General features: G+C 44.8%; 13 protein-coding genes. 9 read left to right on the plus strand and 4 right to left on the minus strand.

Annotation, left to right across the window (positions count from 1 at the left end; translation table 11 throughout):
- Nucleotides 1–58 precede the first annotated feature (58 nt).
- The 5 genes from clpX to OH459_RS11360 all read left to right on the plus strand — a co-directional run bounded on the left by clpX (nucleotide 59) and on the right by OH459_RS11360 (nucleotide 6,805).
- On the plus strand, nucleotides 59–1,339 hold the full coding sequence (gene clpX / locus OH459_RS11340) for an ATP-dependent protease ATP-binding subunit ClpX (RefSeq protein ID WP_005430932.1): 1,281 nt from the start codon (nucleotides 59–61) through the stop codon (nucleotides 1,337–1,339).
- 130 nt (nucleotides 1,340–1,469) lie between these two features.
- A complete protein-coding gene (lon, locus tag OH459_RS11345; RefSeq protein ID WP_005446574.1) occupies nucleotides 1,470–3,821 on the plus strand; it encodes an endopeptidase La in 2,352 nt (783 codons plus the stop codon).
- Between the two features lie 191 nt (nucleotides 3,822–4,012).
- Nucleotides 4,013–4,285 carry an HU family DNA-binding protein gene (locus tag OH459_RS11350; RefSeq protein WP_005430934.1) on the plus strand — a complete coding sequence of 91 codons (273 nt, stop codon included), beginning with the start codon at nucleotides 4,013–4,015 and terminating at the stop codon, nucleotides 4,283–4,285.
- Between the two features lie 215 nt (nucleotides 4,286–4,500).
- Nucleotides 4,501–6,360: a peptidylprolyl isomerase gene (ppiD, locus tag OH459_RS11355; protein ID WP_005446577.1), complete on the plus strand. Its 1,860-nt coding sequence runs from the start codon at nucleotides 4,501–4,503 to the stop codon at nucleotides 6,358–6,360.
- Nucleotides 6,361–6,505: 145 nt separating this feature from the next.
- On the plus strand, nucleotides 6,506–6,805 hold the full coding sequence (locus OH459_RS11360; RefSeq protein WP_005446580.1) for a ComEA family DNA-binding protein: 300 nt from the start codon (nucleotides 6,506–6,508) through the stop codon (nucleotides 6,803–6,805).
- A gap of 152 nt (nucleotides 6,806–6,957) precedes the next feature.
- Here the strand turns inward: OH459_RS11360 and rrtA are convergent, their stop codons facing one another.
- Nucleotides 6,958–7,509, minus strand: a complete 552-nt coding sequence (gene rrtA / locus OH459_RS11365; RefSeq protein ID WP_005446582.1) for a rhombosortase — start codon at nucleotides 7,507–7,509, stop codon at nucleotides 6,958–6,960.
- Nucleotides 7,510–7,512: 3 nt separating this feature from the next.
- On the opposite strand from rrtA, the gene OH459_RS11370 reads away from it, so the two are divergent.
- On the plus strand, nucleotides 7,513–8,130 hold the full coding sequence (locus OH459_RS11370) for a tRNA-uridine aminocarboxypropyltransferase (RefSeq protein ID WP_005446584.1): 618 nt from the start codon (nucleotides 7,513–7,515) through the stop codon (nucleotides 8,128–8,130).
- Between the two features lie 50 nt (nucleotides 8,131–8,180).
- On the opposite strand, the gene OH459_RS11375 is transcribed toward OH459_RS11370, so the two are convergent.
- The 3 genes from OH459_RS11375 to OH459_RS11385 form a co-directional block, all read right to left on the minus strand.
- Nucleotides 8,181–9,515 carry an anti-phage deoxyguanosine triphosphatase gene (locus tag OH459_RS11375; RefSeq protein WP_050548759.1) on the minus strand — a complete coding sequence of 445 codons (1,335 nt, stop codon included), beginning with the start codon at nucleotides 9,513–9,515 and terminating at the stop codon, nucleotides 8,181–8,183.
- A 3-nt stretch (nucleotides 9,516–9,518) separates the two neighbouring features.
- Nucleotides 9,519–10,103, minus strand: coding sequence for a 5'-deoxynucleotidase (gene yfbR / locus OH459_RS11380; protein ID WP_005425568.1), 585 nt, complete (start codon nucleotides 10,101–10,103; stop codon nucleotides 9,519–9,521).
- Between the two features lie 83 nt (nucleotides 10,104–10,186).
- Complete coding sequence (locus OH459_RS11385) at nucleotides 10,187–11,401, minus strand: pyridoxal phosphate-dependent aminotransferase (protein WP_005446588.1); 1,215 nt, start codon at nucleotides 11,399–11,401, stop codon at nucleotides 10,187–10,189.
- A gap of 217 nt (nucleotides 11,402–11,618) precedes the next feature.
- Here OH459_RS11385 and OH459_RS11390 point away from each other — a divergent pair, with 217 nt between their 5' ends.
- The 3 genes from OH459_RS11390 to menH are packed head-to-tail and all read left to right on the plus strand — an operon-like array spanning nucleotide 11,619 to nucleotide 15,422.
- A complete protein-coding gene (locus OH459_RS11390) occupies nucleotides 11,619–12,926 on the plus strand; it encodes an isochorismate synthase (RefSeq protein ID WP_005446590.1) in 1,308 nt (435 codons plus the stop codon).
- Nucleotides 12,923–14,641 carry a 2-succinyl-5-enolpyruvyl-6-hydroxy-3-cyclohexene-1-carboxylic-acid synthase gene (gene menD, locus OH459_RS11395; RefSeq protein ID WP_005446592.1) on the plus strand — a complete coding sequence of 573 codons (1,719 nt, stop codon included), beginning with the start codon at nucleotides 12,923–12,925 and terminating at the stop codon, nucleotides 14,639–14,641. Before OH459_RS11390 ends, menD begins: the two co-directional genes overlap by 4 nt.
- Nucleotides 14,628–15,422 (plus strand): 2-succinyl-6-hydroxy-2,4-cyclohexadiene-1-carboxylate synthase, encoded by a 795-nt coding sequence (gene menH, locus OH459_RS11400; RefSeq protein ID WP_256893364.1) that lies wholly within the window; start codon nucleotides 14,628–14,630, stop codon nucleotides 15,420–15,422. The genes menD and menH overlap by 14 nt, the downstream gene beginning before the upstream one ends.
- The last annotated feature ends 3 nt before the right edge of the window (nucleotides 15,423–15,425 follow it).

Here is a 15,425-nt window from a genome sequence, read left to right on the forward strand (position 1 = left end):
TTTTGGCTAAATTTGATATACACTCATTCATAAAGAGTAAAGGCTAAGAGGTTAGCGAATGACAGATAAAAGCAAAGAAAGCGGCAGCGGCAAATTGCTGTACTGCTCTTTCTGTGGCAAAAGTCAGCACGAAGTTCGCAAGCTAATCGCAGGTCCGTCAGTTTACATTTGCGACGAGTGTGTCGACTTATGTAACGATATCATTCGCGAAGAAATCAAGGATGTTCTCCCTAAGAAAGAATCTGAAGCGTTACCAACGCCAAAACAGATCCGTGAACACCTTGATGACTATGTGATCGGACAAGATTACGCGAAAAAAGTGCTCGCAGTTGCGGTATATAACCACTACAAGCGTTTACGCAATGGTGATACAACGAGCGAAGGTGTGGAACTTGGTAAAAGTAACATCCTTCTAATCGGTCCTACTGGTAGTGGTAAAACACTGCTTGCTGAGACACTAGCTCGATTCCTGGATGTGCCATTTACAATGGCTGACGCTACCACACTAACCGAAGCTGGTTATGTTGGTGAAGACGTTGAAAACATCATCCAGAAGCTTCTGCAAAAATGTGATTACGATGTAGCGAAAGCTGAACGCGGCATTGTATACATTGACGAAATTGACAAGATTTCTCGTAAAGCTGAAAACCCATCAATTACGCGTGACGTATCTGGTGAAGGTGTTCAGCAGGCGCTACTAAAACTTATCGAAGGCACGGTTGCATCGGTTCCGCCACAAGGTGGTCGTAAGCATCCACAGCAAGAATTCCTACAAGTGGACACGTCTAAGATCCTGTTCATCTGTGGCGGTGCATTTGCTGGTCTAGATAAAGTGATTGAACAACGTGTAGCAACAGGCACAGGTATTGGTTTTGGCGCAGAAGTGCGCTCGAAGAACGAAACCAAAACCGTTGGTGAACTATTTACTCAGGTAGAACCTGAGGATCTAGTGAAGTACGGTTTGATCCCTGAGTTCATTGGTCGTCTGCCTGTAACAACAACACTGACAGAGCTTGATGAAGAAGCGCTAATTCAGATCCTATGTGAACCGAAGAACGCGTTGACCAAGCAATATGCAGCATTGTTCGAACTAGAAGACGCAGAACTTGAGTTCCGTGAAGACGCGTTGCGTGCTATCGCTAAAAAAGCGATGGAGCGTAAGACGGGTGCTCGTGGTCTACGTTCAATCTTAGAAAGCGTTCTGTTAGAAACCATGTATGAACTGCCATCAGCGACTGACGTAAGTAAAGTCGTGATTGATGAATCAGTAATTAACGGTGAATCAGAACCATTGCTCATCTACAGCAATGCCGATAATCAGGCAGCTGGAGCAGAATAAATTCAGCCATAAATAAAAAGGAGGTAAGTAATTACCTCCTTTTTTTATTTCTTTTATTGAATCCAAATAATTAGCCCCCATATACTGCCTTAAGTAATACGTTAAACGTGAAAGCGGAAGAGAGAATTATATGAACTTGGAACGTTCCGAGCGTATCGAGATCCCGGTATTACCTCTACGTGACGTAGTGGTATACCCACACATGGTTATTCCATTGTTTGTTGGTCGTGAGAAATCGATTAGCTGTCTAGAAACAGCGATGGAAACAAACAAACAAGTTCTGCTTGTGGCACAAAAGCAAGCTGACACTGACGAGCCGACGGTTGAAGACCTATTCGAAGTAGGTACAGTTGCAACCATTCTTCAACTTCTTAAGCTACCTGATGGCACAGTAAAAGTGCTCGTTGAAGGTCAGCAGCGCGCTAAAATCAACCATTTCAAAGAGAGCGAATTCTTCCTTGCTGAAGCGGAATTTGTGGTAACACCTGAATTGGATGAGCGTGAGCAAGAAGTGATTGTTCGCAGTGCGATTAACCAATTTGAAGGCTTCATCAAACTAAACAAAAAAATCCCACCAGAAGTACTGACTTCTCTAAGCGGTATTGATGAAGCTGCGCGTCTAGCAGATACCATTGCTGCGCACATGCCTCTTAAGCTGGTGGACAAACAACAAGTACTTGAAATTATTGATGTAACTGAACGTCTAGAATTCCTAATGGGTCAGATGGAATCAGAAATCGATCTTCTTCAAGTAGAAAAGCGCATCCGCGGTCGCGTTAAGAAGCAGATGGAAAAGTCTCAGCGTGAGTACTACCTGAATGAGCAAATGAAAGCGATTCAGAAAGAACTTGGTGAGATGGAAGATGCGCCTGATGAGTTTGAAACGCTGAAGCAAAAGATTGAAGAATCGAAAATGCCTCAGGATGCACGTGAAAAGACAGAACAAGAGCTGCAAAAGCTTAAGATGATGTCTCCAATGTCGGCAGAAGCGACAGTTGTTCGCAGCTACATCGATTGGATGGTAAGCGTGCCTTGGAACAAGCGTTCTAAAGTGAAGAAGAACTTGGCGAAAGCAGAAGAGATTCTAAACGAAGACCATTACGGTCTAGAGCGTGTGAAAGAGCGTATTCTTGAGTACTTAGCGGTGCAGAACCGTATCAACAAGCTGAAAGGTCCAATCCTTTGTCTTGTAGGTCCTCCTGGTGTAGGTAAAACGTCTCTAGGTCGCTCAATTGCAGCGGCAACGGGTCGTAAATACACGCGTATGGCACTGGGTGGTGTACGTGATGAAGCGGAAATCCGTGGTCACCGTCGCACTTACATCGGCTCTCTGCCGGGTAAGCTAATTCAGAAAATGTCGAAAGTTGGTGTGAAAAACCCGCTGTTCCTTCTGGATGAAATCGACAAAATGTCTTCAGATATGCGTGGTGACCCATCATCAGCACTATTAGAAGTTCTAGACCCAGAGCAAAACAATGCGTTTAACGATCACTACCTAGAGGTAGATTACGATCTTTCTGACGTTATGTTCGTTGCTACATCGAACTCGATGGACATTCCTGGACCGCTATTGGATCGTATGGAAGTGATTCGCCTTTCTGGCTACACAGAAGACGAGAAACTAAACATTGCAAAACGCCACCTTGTTGATAAGCAAGTTAAGCGTAACGGTCTGAAACCAAACGAGATTACCATCGAAGATTCTGCAATCATCGGTATCATTCGTTACTACACGCGTGAAGCAGGTGTACGTAGCCTAGAGCGTGAGATTTCTAAGATCTGTCGTAAAGCAGTGAAGAACATCCTGCTTGATTCAAGCTTGAAGTCAGTGACAGTTACGATGGATAACCTGAAAGAATACCTAGGTGTTCAACGTCATGACTTTGGTAAGGCAGATGACAGCAACCGTATTGGTCAAGTAACTGGTCTAGCTTGGACTCAAGTGGGCGGCGATCTACTGACGATCGAAACGGAAGCGATGCCAGGTAAAGGTAAGTTGACGCAGACAGGTTCTCTTGGCGACGTAATGAAAGAATCTATCCAAGCGGCGATGACGGTTGTACGTTCACGTGCTGAGAAGTTGGGTATTAACTCAGACTTCTACGAGAAACGTGATATTCACGTACACGTACCAGAGGGTGCGACACCAAAAGACGGTCCAAGTGCGGGTATCGCAATGTGTACTGCGCTAGTTTCTAGCTTGACAGGTAACCCTGTGAAAGCAGAAGTGGGTATGACGGGTGAAATCACTCTACGTGGTGAAGTTTTACCTATCGGCGGTCTAAAAGAGAAGTTACTTGCGGCACACCGTGGCGGCATCAAAACGGTACTGATTCCGAAAGACAATGAGCGTGATTTGGAAGAGATTCCAGAAAATGTTATCGCGGATCTGAAGGTTATCCCGGTACAGTGGATCGACGAAGTTCTTAAAGTTGCACTTGAGCGAGACCCGACGGGCGTTGAGTTTCAGTCTCAAAAATAGTGATGTGTAGCAAAAATAAGTAAAACTTTACGCTGATAGGCTTAAAAAGGCTTGTCAGCGTTTTTTTTGGACGCTAAGTTAAGTTCGATAGCTTCCAGCCCTTGAAGGATAAGGGTTGAAGCATATTTTTTTAATTATGGAACGAAAGTCATCACAAAAATAATCACAGATGACACAAAGGGGAAATCACAGTGAATAAAACTCAACTAGTAGAACAAATCGCAGAAAACGCAGACATCTCTAAAGCATCAGCTGGTCGCGCTCTAGACGCATTCATCGAAGCAGTTAGTGGTACGCTTCAGTCTGGTGACCAAGTTGCTCTTGTTGGCTTCGGTACATTCAGCGTACGTACTCGTGCAGCACGCACAGGTCGTAACCCAAAAACTGGTGAAGAAATCCAAATCGCAGAAGCTAAAGTACCTTCTTTCAAAGCTGGTAAAGCTCTAAAAGACGCTTGTAACTAATTTTTTGTGTCGAAGACACAAGAGCTGGTTCAGCTAACGGCCATTGCATAACTTTTGTCCAAATAGTCAGATTTGAACAAAATTTTACAAACTAAGAGCCGAACTTTCTTAAATTATGCGCATCCTACTGATGCGCATTTCTTTTTCTGATATTATCGCGACATTACATTTTCTATTAGAAGCAGTCGGCTTCAATTGTGGAGAGCAGTTAAATTATGATGGATCGACTACGCGAAGGCGTGAACAGCATCGCGGTCAAAATTATCCTTGGACTTATCATCCTTTCTTTCGTTTTTGCTGGTGTAGGTAGCTACATTGTTGGCGGTAACAACAACGCGGCAGCGAAAGTAGGGAACACCGAGATTGCTCGTGGTGAGTTTGAGATGGCATACCAAAATGAGCGTAACCGCATGCAAGCTCAATTGGGTGATTACTTCTCTCAAATGCTGGCTGACCCTGCATACGTTGAATCGTTCCGCAAATCTGTTCTAGACCGCATGATCAACGATGTGCTACTTGACCAACAAGCTGAAGCTCTAGGTCTACGCATTAGCGATGCACAAGTTCGCAGCATGATTCTAGACATGCCTCAGTTCCAATCTAACGGTAAATTCGACCAAGAGATCTACCAAGCGTCTCTACGTCGCGCAGGCTTCTCTCCAGACTCATTCGCAGAGTACATGCGCCGTGAATTGGTTCGTGAGCAACTGCTGAACGCACTGCAAACAAGTGAATTCACGCTACCTGGCGAAGTTCAGGCAGAAGGCAAGCTGTTCACTCAAACTCGTGACGTTCGCACAATCACTATCGATTTGGCTGAGTTTGCTAAGAAAGTAGATCTTACTGATGAAGAAATTCAAGAGTACTACAAAGCAAACCCAGATAACTTCACTCGTCCTGAGCAAGTTAAAGTTGCTTACATCGAGCTTTCTGCTGAAGAGCTTAAGAAGCAAATCCAAGTTTCTGACGCAGAAGTTAAGAAATACTACGACGAGCACCTAGATAAGTACTCAACAGAAGAGCAACGTCGCGTAGCACACATCCTAGTTGAAGGTGATGATGAAGCGAAAGCGCAAGCAATTCTTGACGAGCTAAACGCAGGTGCTGATTTTGCTACACTAGCAAAAGAAAAATCGGAAGACTTTGGTAGCGCTGAAAATGGCGGTGACCTAGGCTGGATCGAACGTGATGTAATGGACCCATCTTTTGAAGAAGCGGCATTTGCACTTAAGAACCCAGGTGATATGACTGGTCTAGTGAAGTCAGATTTCGGTTACCACATCATTAAGCTTGAAGAGCTAAAAGGTGCAGTGGCGAAACCATTCTCTGAAGTTGCAGCTGAAATTAAACAAGAAATGGTAGACCAGAAAGCGGTAGATCAGTTCTATGAACTACAAAACGAACTTGAAAAAGTAGCGTTTGAATACCCAGATTCGCTAGATGACGCTTCTAAAGCGGTTGGTCAAAAAGTGAAGACGACAGACTTCATTTCTCAAGTTGATGCGCCAGAAGTTCTTAAGAACCAAGCTGTGATGCAGGCAATTATGAGCCCAGAAGTGAAAGAAGATGGTCTGAACTCTGAAGCAATCGAAGTGGCGCCTGAGCACATCATTGTTGTTCGTGTCGAAGATGCTCGTGACGAAACAGTTCTTCCACTAGCTGAAGTGAAAGAGCAAGTGGTTGCAGAACTGTCTCGCGTTAAAGGCGAGCAAGGTGCGATCGAACTCGGTACGAAAGTTGTTGCTGCTCTGAAAGAAGGCAACACGGCTATTCTTGCTGAAAATGGTTTGGCGTTTGGTGAGCAAGAGTCTGTTGATCGTCGCTCTCCACTAGCAGCAACAGTATTTGCAATGGCGAAACCTGTTGATGGCAAGCCAGTGTTTGGTCAATCTAAAGATCTAGAAGGCAACATTGTTGTTGTTGAGCTTGATGCTGTTCATGCTGAGCTAGACAGCGCATTGGAAGAGCAAGTTGCGATGCAAATGCAACGTGCTTCTGCTCAACAAGATCTTACTTCGGTAATCTCTGTACTACGCGCAAACACTGACATTGAGTACTTTGTTGTGAGCAACTAAGCATTACTGATGTAATTTGCATGTTAACTAAAACGGGTCGCATTCGCGGCCCGTTTTATTTTTGTTTGAATAAACTTCAACATAAACAGCGCTTTGCATAGAGTAGTTTTCGTTTTAATACAAAAACTCAAGGGAGGGTGCTCAAATGAAATGGATGTTAACACTGTGCTTATTACTCTTAGCACCGATGAGCTGGGCAGAAGAGAGTAAGTCGGCTAACACAAAAGCAGCTAAGTACGAAGGTATCGAGATTACGGTAAACGTAAATACAGCTTCAGCGCAAGAGATTGCCACCATGCTAAAGGGTATTGGTGAAAAGAAAGCGAAAGATATCGTCGAATATCGTAATGAACACGGTCCTTTTAAAACCGTTGCGGATCTGACCAAAGTGAAGGGCATTGGCGATGCCACGGTGAAAAAGAATGAAGAGCGTATTTTGTTGTAATCAACGTTCTTGCCATTAAAAAGCGAAGTTTCTGTTTCCTATTACTGCTTTCCCGAACCAATCTTCTTTAATGGTTCGGGATTTTTTTGTTTGGTTAGCTTAAATGCGAAAATGGAGTGTGAAGAGCTCTTTTTAGCGTTTTGCCAAGGGAGCTAACCAAAGAGACGACGGTGTAGCAATTTTTCTAACCCAGCCATACCTAGACCACCAATTGCGCCAAATAAATGCGCATCAACAGCAACACGAGCCCCAATCATTGCAGCTGTACTAGTCGAAGGACCGTAGAACTGTTCCCAGGCGATTTTCGCAATTAGACCACCAACGAGCAGCATGCTGCTTCTTCTGCCATCAAAAACTTCACTCAGAGCCCAGAAACCGAACAATCCGTGCAGTACCCCTGATAAACCAACGTAAACCGACATATTAGTGAACAAGTTCATTGCACCAACAAAGGCGCACAAGACAATGAACACAATGAGAAAGTTGCGCACGGTAGGGCGGAAAATAAAACCAATAATCCATAGACCAGCTAAGTTCATACCAAGATGAGCAAAGTTGGTATGCGTCAAATTTCCTGTTACGATTCGCCACCATTCGCCATGGCGTATATTGTATGCATGCCATTCAGTTAGACTTGCCATTGGCTCGAATTGAAGTATTAAACAGATGACGCTGATGATGCTCAGCAATGTATAAAGGTTCACTCTATGTCTCGTTATTGTTCTCAGTGTGGAAAATCGCGCAAAGCTTGTATCTGCCAATGGATTGTATCGCTAGCAAACGAGGTTGAACTTATCATCCTTCAGCATACGAGTGAAGAGCATCGTCCTCTCGGTACGGCACGGATTCTCAATTTAAGCTTAAATCATTGTACTTGCTTGATTGGTGAAGATTTTTCTGACGATTCAGTTTTAAATGCCTTGCTTGAGGATGCAACGTACCAGCACTTTATTCTGTATCCTTCAGAGCAGTCGTTGTGTCTTTCTCAGTTGGCAGATGAACGATCTGATTCTACTAAGAAAACTCGTTTGATTTTACTTGATGGGACATGGAAGAAAGCTTACAAGATGTGGCAGCTTTCGACCAATTTACAGTCTATCCCCACGGTGAAGTTGCCGGAAAATCTACAAGGTCACTACACCATTCGTAAAGCACCGTCTGAAAACAGCTTATCGACGGTAGAAGCTGGGTATCATGCGTTAAGCTTGTTAGAGCCAAACCAAGATTTCACACCTTTATTGGCGGCGTTTGAGAAGATGATTGAGTTCCAAATCGCCCAGATGCCTCCGGGCGTATTTGAAAAGAACTATCTGAAAGCTCGTTAAGCTGAAAGGGGATTAAGGTTCATAGTGGCCTTTAAAGCCGTCCTTTTTGGTTAGAGCACGATTGAAGAAAACAACTGACGGTGTAGCTTTTGTGCATGCCCGTCAGTCATCGCTGAGATGTAATCTGCTATCACACGCATTTTTGCGCTCTCGGTGGTGGCAGTTTGCCACAAGGTTTGGGTGTGTGTTGGAAGTAAGCGTTCAGGATCGGCACTTAATGCCTCAAACAAATCCATGATGATCTGTTGACCCTTATACTCAACAATCTGCACCTGATGTACTTGAATCACATACTTACTAACAAAGTGTTTGAGGACTTCAAGCGCTTTTGCCATCTGTGGTTCTAAGCAGGCGTTCCAAGCCAGTAGCGCATTGTTAAATGGTTCATCGACGACTTTAATTGAGATACTGGTAAGCAGCGCATTGACCATACCGCCGATCGCATCTTTGCGTTCATGATGTTTGCCACTAAACAACATCTGCCCGATTGATCCAATGTGTTCTTCAAACCACGGGTCACCACAATCTGCCAGTTGGCTTGCTGCTCCTTCTTGCCATTGTTGGCGAGTGACCATGCCCAGCACAATTGCATCTTCCAAATCATGTACGCCATAAGCAATGTCATCGGCGAGTTCCATGATGGAACAATCGAGTGACTTGAAGCGAGTTTTACAGTGTTCAAACTCTGATTCCGGACGACAGCGCATTTGGCTTAACAAGGTTTTGTCGTTGTCGGTTAATGGTGCAATGACCCAATCGAACAAATCCTTATCGCAGTCGTAGATCCCCTTTGCTGGGCACCAGTCTTTGGCTTTTAGCTTGCGTTGGTGTTCGACTGGGTCAGGTAAGCAGACTGCACGAGTTTGGCTAAGTAGCGCAGGGTATTTGATCAAACCAAGTAGCGCGCGTCGCGATAAGTTCATACCAAAGTGCTCAGTATATGGCTCTAGTTTGGTGACGATACGAAATGTTTGAGCATTCCCCTCAAAGCCGCCATGCTCACGCATCATGTAGTTGAGGGCTACTTCACCACCATGTCCATAGGGAGGATGACCAATGTCGTGTGCTAAACAGAGAGAATCGATCAAGCTGTCAGACGGCAGAAGATCTCGAAACTCTGGTTGCTTTTTCTTGAGCTGCGCTACGATACCCGTTCCCAATTGCGCGGCTTCGAGAGAGTGGGTTAAGCGAGTTCGGTGGAAGTCTTCTAAGCTGTTGCCGTGGACCTGAGTCTTCGCCTGTAAGCGGCGGAAAGCCGCAGAGTGCAAGATGCGCGCACGGTCACGCTGATATGGGCTGCGATGATCGTCACGGCGGATTTTATGTTCATCGTCATGGCGTTCTTGCCATGAAGTATCTAATTCAAACGACACGTTTCTCTCCATCAACTAACTGATTTCATCCAGCGATAATTCAAAACTTGGGGCAAAGGTATGAAGGAAGTATTCCATTTCCGGTGTTTTACGTTCTTGCAAAGTGATGTCGAGACGCTTCTTGGCGAGAGCAAACTCGTGATTACCTGCACTAAGTTCTTCGAGACATTTTAAATATGCACAGATGGAATCAGCTTGTTTCACGATCAATGCATCTTCTTCATGCGCAGAGTGCGACAACAGGTAGGGAGCAAAATCGTCTTGAAACTCCTCAGGCAACATGGACAGTAACTTTTGTTCCGCAGCTGCTTCGATCTTCTTATATTCTTTAGAGATTTCTGGGTTGTAGTATTTTACAGGAGTTGGCAAGTCTCCAGTTAACACCTCACTGGAGTCGTGGTACATGGCTAGAATTGCTATCCGTTCAGGATTGAGGTTGCCGCCAAACTTCTTGTTTTTGATTAAGGCGAGGGCATGAGCGACAAACGCGACTTGCAAGCTGTGTTCAGAAACGTTTTCCGGTGATACCGAGCGCATCAAGGGCCAGCGTTGGATGAGCTTCATTCGTGCCAAGTGGGCGAAAAAATGGCTTTCTTTCATTGCTGTCTCCAATTTTGATTCTGATACAAAAAAAGGAGCTCACTAGGAGCTCCTCTAAGCATATGAGAGTTCAGTAGTAATTACTACTGGCTATACGTTGTTAAGAACCGCTCAAAGCGACTAATCGCGGTTTCGAGATCTTCTACGTGGGGTAAAGTCACGATACGGAAGTGATCGGGTTTTGGCCAGTTGAAGCCAGAGCCTTGTACCAACAATACCTTCTCTTGTTTTAAGAAATCCAAGACCATTTGTTGGTCATTTTTGATGTTGTACATCTTGGTGTCGATTTTCGGGAACAAGTACATCGCGCCTTTTGGCTTCACACACGAAACTCCAGGGATCTGATTGATCAGTTCGTAAGCGCGGTTTCTTTGTTCAAGAAGACGACCACCTGGCAGGATTAACTCATTAATACTTTGGTAGCCGCCTAACGCGGTTTGGATTGCATGTTGCATTGGTACGTTGGCACACAAACGCATTGAAGACAGAAGTTCGAGACCGTTGATGTAGCCTTGAGCCAAATGTTTAGGACCCGTTAGGAACATCCAACCACCGCGGAAACCACAAACACGGTATGCTTTTGACAGACCGTTGAAGGTCATTACCAATACATCGTCAGTAAGTGTTGCGACAGAAGTGTGTGTTGCACCGTCGTAAAGTACTTTGTCGTAGATTTCGTCGGCGAAGATCATCAACTTATGTTGACGCGCAATCTCAATCACTTCTAAAAGGAAATCACGGCTGTAAACCGCACCCGTTGGGTTGTTCGGGTTGATGAGAACAATACCGCGTGTTTTTGGCGTGATTTTCTTTTTGATGTCTTCTAGATCTGGATACCAGTCCGCACCTTCATCACATAAGTAATGAACAGGCTTACCACCTGATAGCGCAACAGATGCCGTCCACAATGGGTAATCCGGTGCTGGGATCAGCATTTCATCGCCATTATTCAATAGCGCTTGCATTGCCATTACGATGAGTTCGGAAACACCGTTGCCTACGTATACATCTTCCACATCCAGAGAACGGATGCCTTTACGTTGGTAGTGCTGCACGACGGCTTTACGTGCTGAGTAAATACCCTTGGAATCACAATAGCCTTGAGAAGTTGGTAGATTACGGATTACATCTACTAGAATCTCATCAGGGGCGTCAAAACCAAATGGGGCGGGGTTACCAATGTTTAGCTTTAGGATTTTATGCCCTTCTTCCTCCATGCGTTTAGCATGTTTGAGTACAGGACCCCTAATGTCGTAGCAGACATTGTCGAGTTTTGACGACATCCCGATATTTTGCATTGTTTAATTCCTAAAAAATCGTTAATTTCTTTATTAAAATACAATAATTTGTTTTTTATTAGAATATAAATCTGTAAATTATCCGTTTAGTGGCTAAGTTTTGTCCTGTCGCCATCACAGGATTTTGCAAAAGATCGCATACGACCTTGATTTGCTTTGGGTCTAAACTTAGAGTAGCCGTCAGTTACCACTAATCCTCACATATTTCGAGGTTGATTTGTCACAGTTCCATCAAGCCGTAAATAGAATTATCGAGCGAGTTCAGCAAACGGAAGGCAATCAAACACGTTTAGTCGAGCCACTCAACGAGAAACCAAATTTCGCGTTTATTGACTGGCTTGAAGCACAACCACTTTTTCCCAAGTTTTACTGGCAGTCCCGTGATACTCGTGAAGAGGTTGTTGCCCTAGGTCAGCTCCATTCTTTTGTTGAGCCGGGACCTGCATATACGATCCTTGGAGAAGGTCAACGTGTATGGGGTGGCCGTTCATTCGATGGTCAGCACGAGAAAAATCGTCGCTGCATGCCATCTTTCTTTTTTCTTCCTCAAATCGAGTTGATTCGCTTCGATCAACAATGGTCGCTCGCGGTCAATATCTCAGAAGATAAAACCCGTACATTAGCAGGCTTAAAAAAGCTGGTTTGTGATGTGCCTAGCCTTGCGCCTATTTCTTCTCATATTCGATCTATTGACCACGCGCCAACTGAGCCTGAGTGGAACACGCTAGTAGAAAAAGTGCTGACAGGTATTGAAAACGATGATTTCAAGAAAGTGGTTTTGGCTCGCAAAACAGTGGTTCAACTAGATTCGACACTTTCTGCTGCGCAGTTACTTAAAGCAAGCTACTTAAATAATCACCACAGCTTTCATTTTCTATTGAGTCTAGACAGTAAACACAGTTTTATGGGGTCAACGCCTGAGCGTCTTTATTCACGCGTTGGTCATGAGCTTCATACTGAAGCTTTAGCCGGCACTATTGGTCGTGGCGATAATGCAAAGCAAGATATGGAGCTAGCAAACTGGCTATCTCAAGATTCTAAAAATCTGAATGAAAACCAATATGTAGTGGATGACATTATCGATCGTTTGTCGCCGCATTCAGAAAGCGTTGAGGTCGAAAAAGAGCCTCGCTTAGTACGTTTAAGAAAAGTTCAGCACTTGAAGCGTAATATTCACGCTGAACTGAAAGCTGGAATCAATGGGGTTCAGCTTCTTTCCGCTTTACAACCAACCGCTGCAGTAGCGGGTTTACCACGCAAGGAATCGATGCAGTTTATTCTGGATAACGAACCGTTTGCTCGTGGTTGGTATGCAGGTTCGATGGGTTATATTAGCCATGAACGTGCAGAATTTTGCGTTGCGATCAGAAGTGCTTTGATCTTAGGGGATCAAGTTCAACTGTTTGCTGGCGCGGGTATTGTTCCAGGCTCCATTGCAGAACATGAATGGGCCGAGTTAGATAAAAAAATGTCGACGTTACTTTCTCTTATTTCAGATCACCCACCGCTTGGGGTTGCATCATGAGTGCCGATCAAGCTGTTTTGAATCGCATCTGGTCTGAAACCATCCTGACAGAATTGAACCGCTTCGGTGTGAATCACGTTTGTATTGCGCCTGGTTCTCGCTCTACACCTTTAACAGTAGAAGCGGCAGATAACCCCAATTTTACTATTCATACTCATTTTGATGAGCGTGGATTAGGCTTCATGGCGCTCGGACTTGCTAAAGCAAGCAAAGAGCCGGTCGCATTGATTGTGACTTCTGGCACTGCCGTAGCGAACTTATTGCCTGCGATTGCTGAAGCAAAGTTGACTGGTGAAAAGCTGGTGGTACTGACCGCTGACCGCCCTGTTGAATTAGTAGGTTGCGGTGCAAACCAAGCCATCAACCAATTGGGTATTTTCGCTGAGCATGTATCGGACAGTTTAAACCTTCCGAGTCCGACATTATCAACGCCTCTTAATTGGTTGCTGACTTCTGTTGATGAAGTGATGTTTACGCAACGCCTAAGAGGCAGTGCGGTACACATTAACTGTGCCTTTCCCGAGCCTTTGTACTCGAACACTGAAAAGAGTACGTACCAAAGCTACTTGGACACGGTTGCAGGTTGGAGAGACAGCAAAGTCACGTATTGTCAGCGATTTAACCCTAAAACCAGCAGTGCGATCCCAAGTTGCGGCGATAACAAAGGTGTGGTAGTCATCGGAAGCTTGCCATTAGTTCAAGCGCAAGCGGCTCGTGTATTTGCGGAACAGATGGGGTGGCCGATACTTGCCGACCCACAAAGTGGAGTGAGTTCTGATTGGGCGCACTTTGATTTATGGCTACAAAACCCAAGGTTGGCAAGCCAGCTTGATGACTGCGATTTGATTGTTCAGTTCGGTAGTCGAATCATTTCTAAGCGTTTTAATCATTGGTTAGAGAGACATGTTTCTCGCAATCAGCATGGTGGGGATATTCAATATTGGTATGTCTCTCCACGATTGGATCGTGACAATCAAAGCCACTTGCCTCAATGGCATTGGGCAGAGCAGCCAAGCGCGTGGGTAGAGCGTACTACAGAGTTTGAATCGGAGTATTCCGGCTGGGCAGATGACCTTGCTGCTGACATCAAACAGGTGACTCAGCATGCGAAAGGTTTGTTTGTCTCCGATCCTAAGAGTGAATTGAGTGAAATTGCTTTGGCAATAGATGTTGCGGAGCGGTCTCAAGGGGTGGACTTGTTTGTTGGTAATAGCTTGTTTGTTCGCCTAATCGATATGTTTGGCAAACTGGACAATACCGAAGTCTTCACTAACCGTGGCGCTTCGGGTATTGATGGATTGTTTGCTACGGCAAGTGGTGTGCAACGAGCTCGTCAAAATCCAATGTTGATGTTCCTTGGCGATACTTCTGCTCTATATGGATTGAACTCATTAGCACTGTTTACACACAGTGAATTACCTTCGGTTTTAGTGATCACGAATAACGATGGTGGTGCGATTTTTGATTTACTGCCAGTGCCACAAGAGCATAGGGAGTCTTTCTACCAAATGCCCCATGGCTATGAGTTTGAGCATGCCGCTAAGCAGTTTGGATTAGAATACAGTAAACCAAGCACGCTGGCAGAGTACCAAACGTTAGTAACACAACATTTGGCGACAGGTCGTGGAGCATTAGTGGTCGAAGTGCAAACGCCGTCAAATCAAGCGGTAGAGCATCTTAAATCCTTCAATAAGAATCTACATGCTCTATTCTGAACACTTCCCTGCAACGGAAAAACACCAAGGTAGCGCATTACCTACGTTGGTGTTTTTGCATGGTTTGCTTGGCAGTGGTGAGGATTGGCAAACGTGTATGGCGGCTTTGCCACAGTATGACCGAGTAACGATTGACTTACCTGGGCATGGGCATAGCCAATCTATTTTTTGCCGTGACCTGAATGATTGCTGCAAACTGCTCCATTCCACACTATCTTTACTATTTCCCTCACAACAACCGTTTATTCTGATTGGTTATTCAATGGGTGGGCGCATTGCTATGCATGGTCTTGCGCACCAGTGTTTTCTGGATCTCAATATTTGCGGTGCGATTATCGAAGGGGGAAACTTCGGGCTGCAAAGCGAGTCAGAAAAACAAGCACGGTTTAGCAACGATGCGCATTGGGCGAGACGCTTCAAAACAGAGCCTCTTGCCTGTGTTTTGAACGATTGGTACCAACAGTTGGTCTTTTCTTCACTAAACCATGAGCAAAGACAAACATTGATTGAGAAACGAAGTGCTAATCTTGGTTCAGCAGTTGCGGACATGTTGCTTGCGACGTCTTTAGCAAAGCAATCTTACTTGCTGCCTGCGCTGCAACAACAAACCATTCCGCTGTATTACATTTGCGGTTCAAAAGACAAGAAATTTAGTCAACTGGCTGAGAGTAGCGGGTTGGCGTATCGACAAGTTGAGGGCGCTGGACACAATGTCCATCAAGAGCAACCACAACAATTTGCGATGCACATTAATCAAATATTTCATTCTCACTTTGGGTGAGAG

It is taken from the genome of Vibrio sp. MM46 (assembly GCF_027587135.1).
In the GTDB taxonomy this organism is placed as follows: domain Bacteria; phylum Pseudomonadota; class Gammaproteobacteria; order Enterobacterales; family Vibrionaceae; genus Vibrio; species Vibrio harveyi.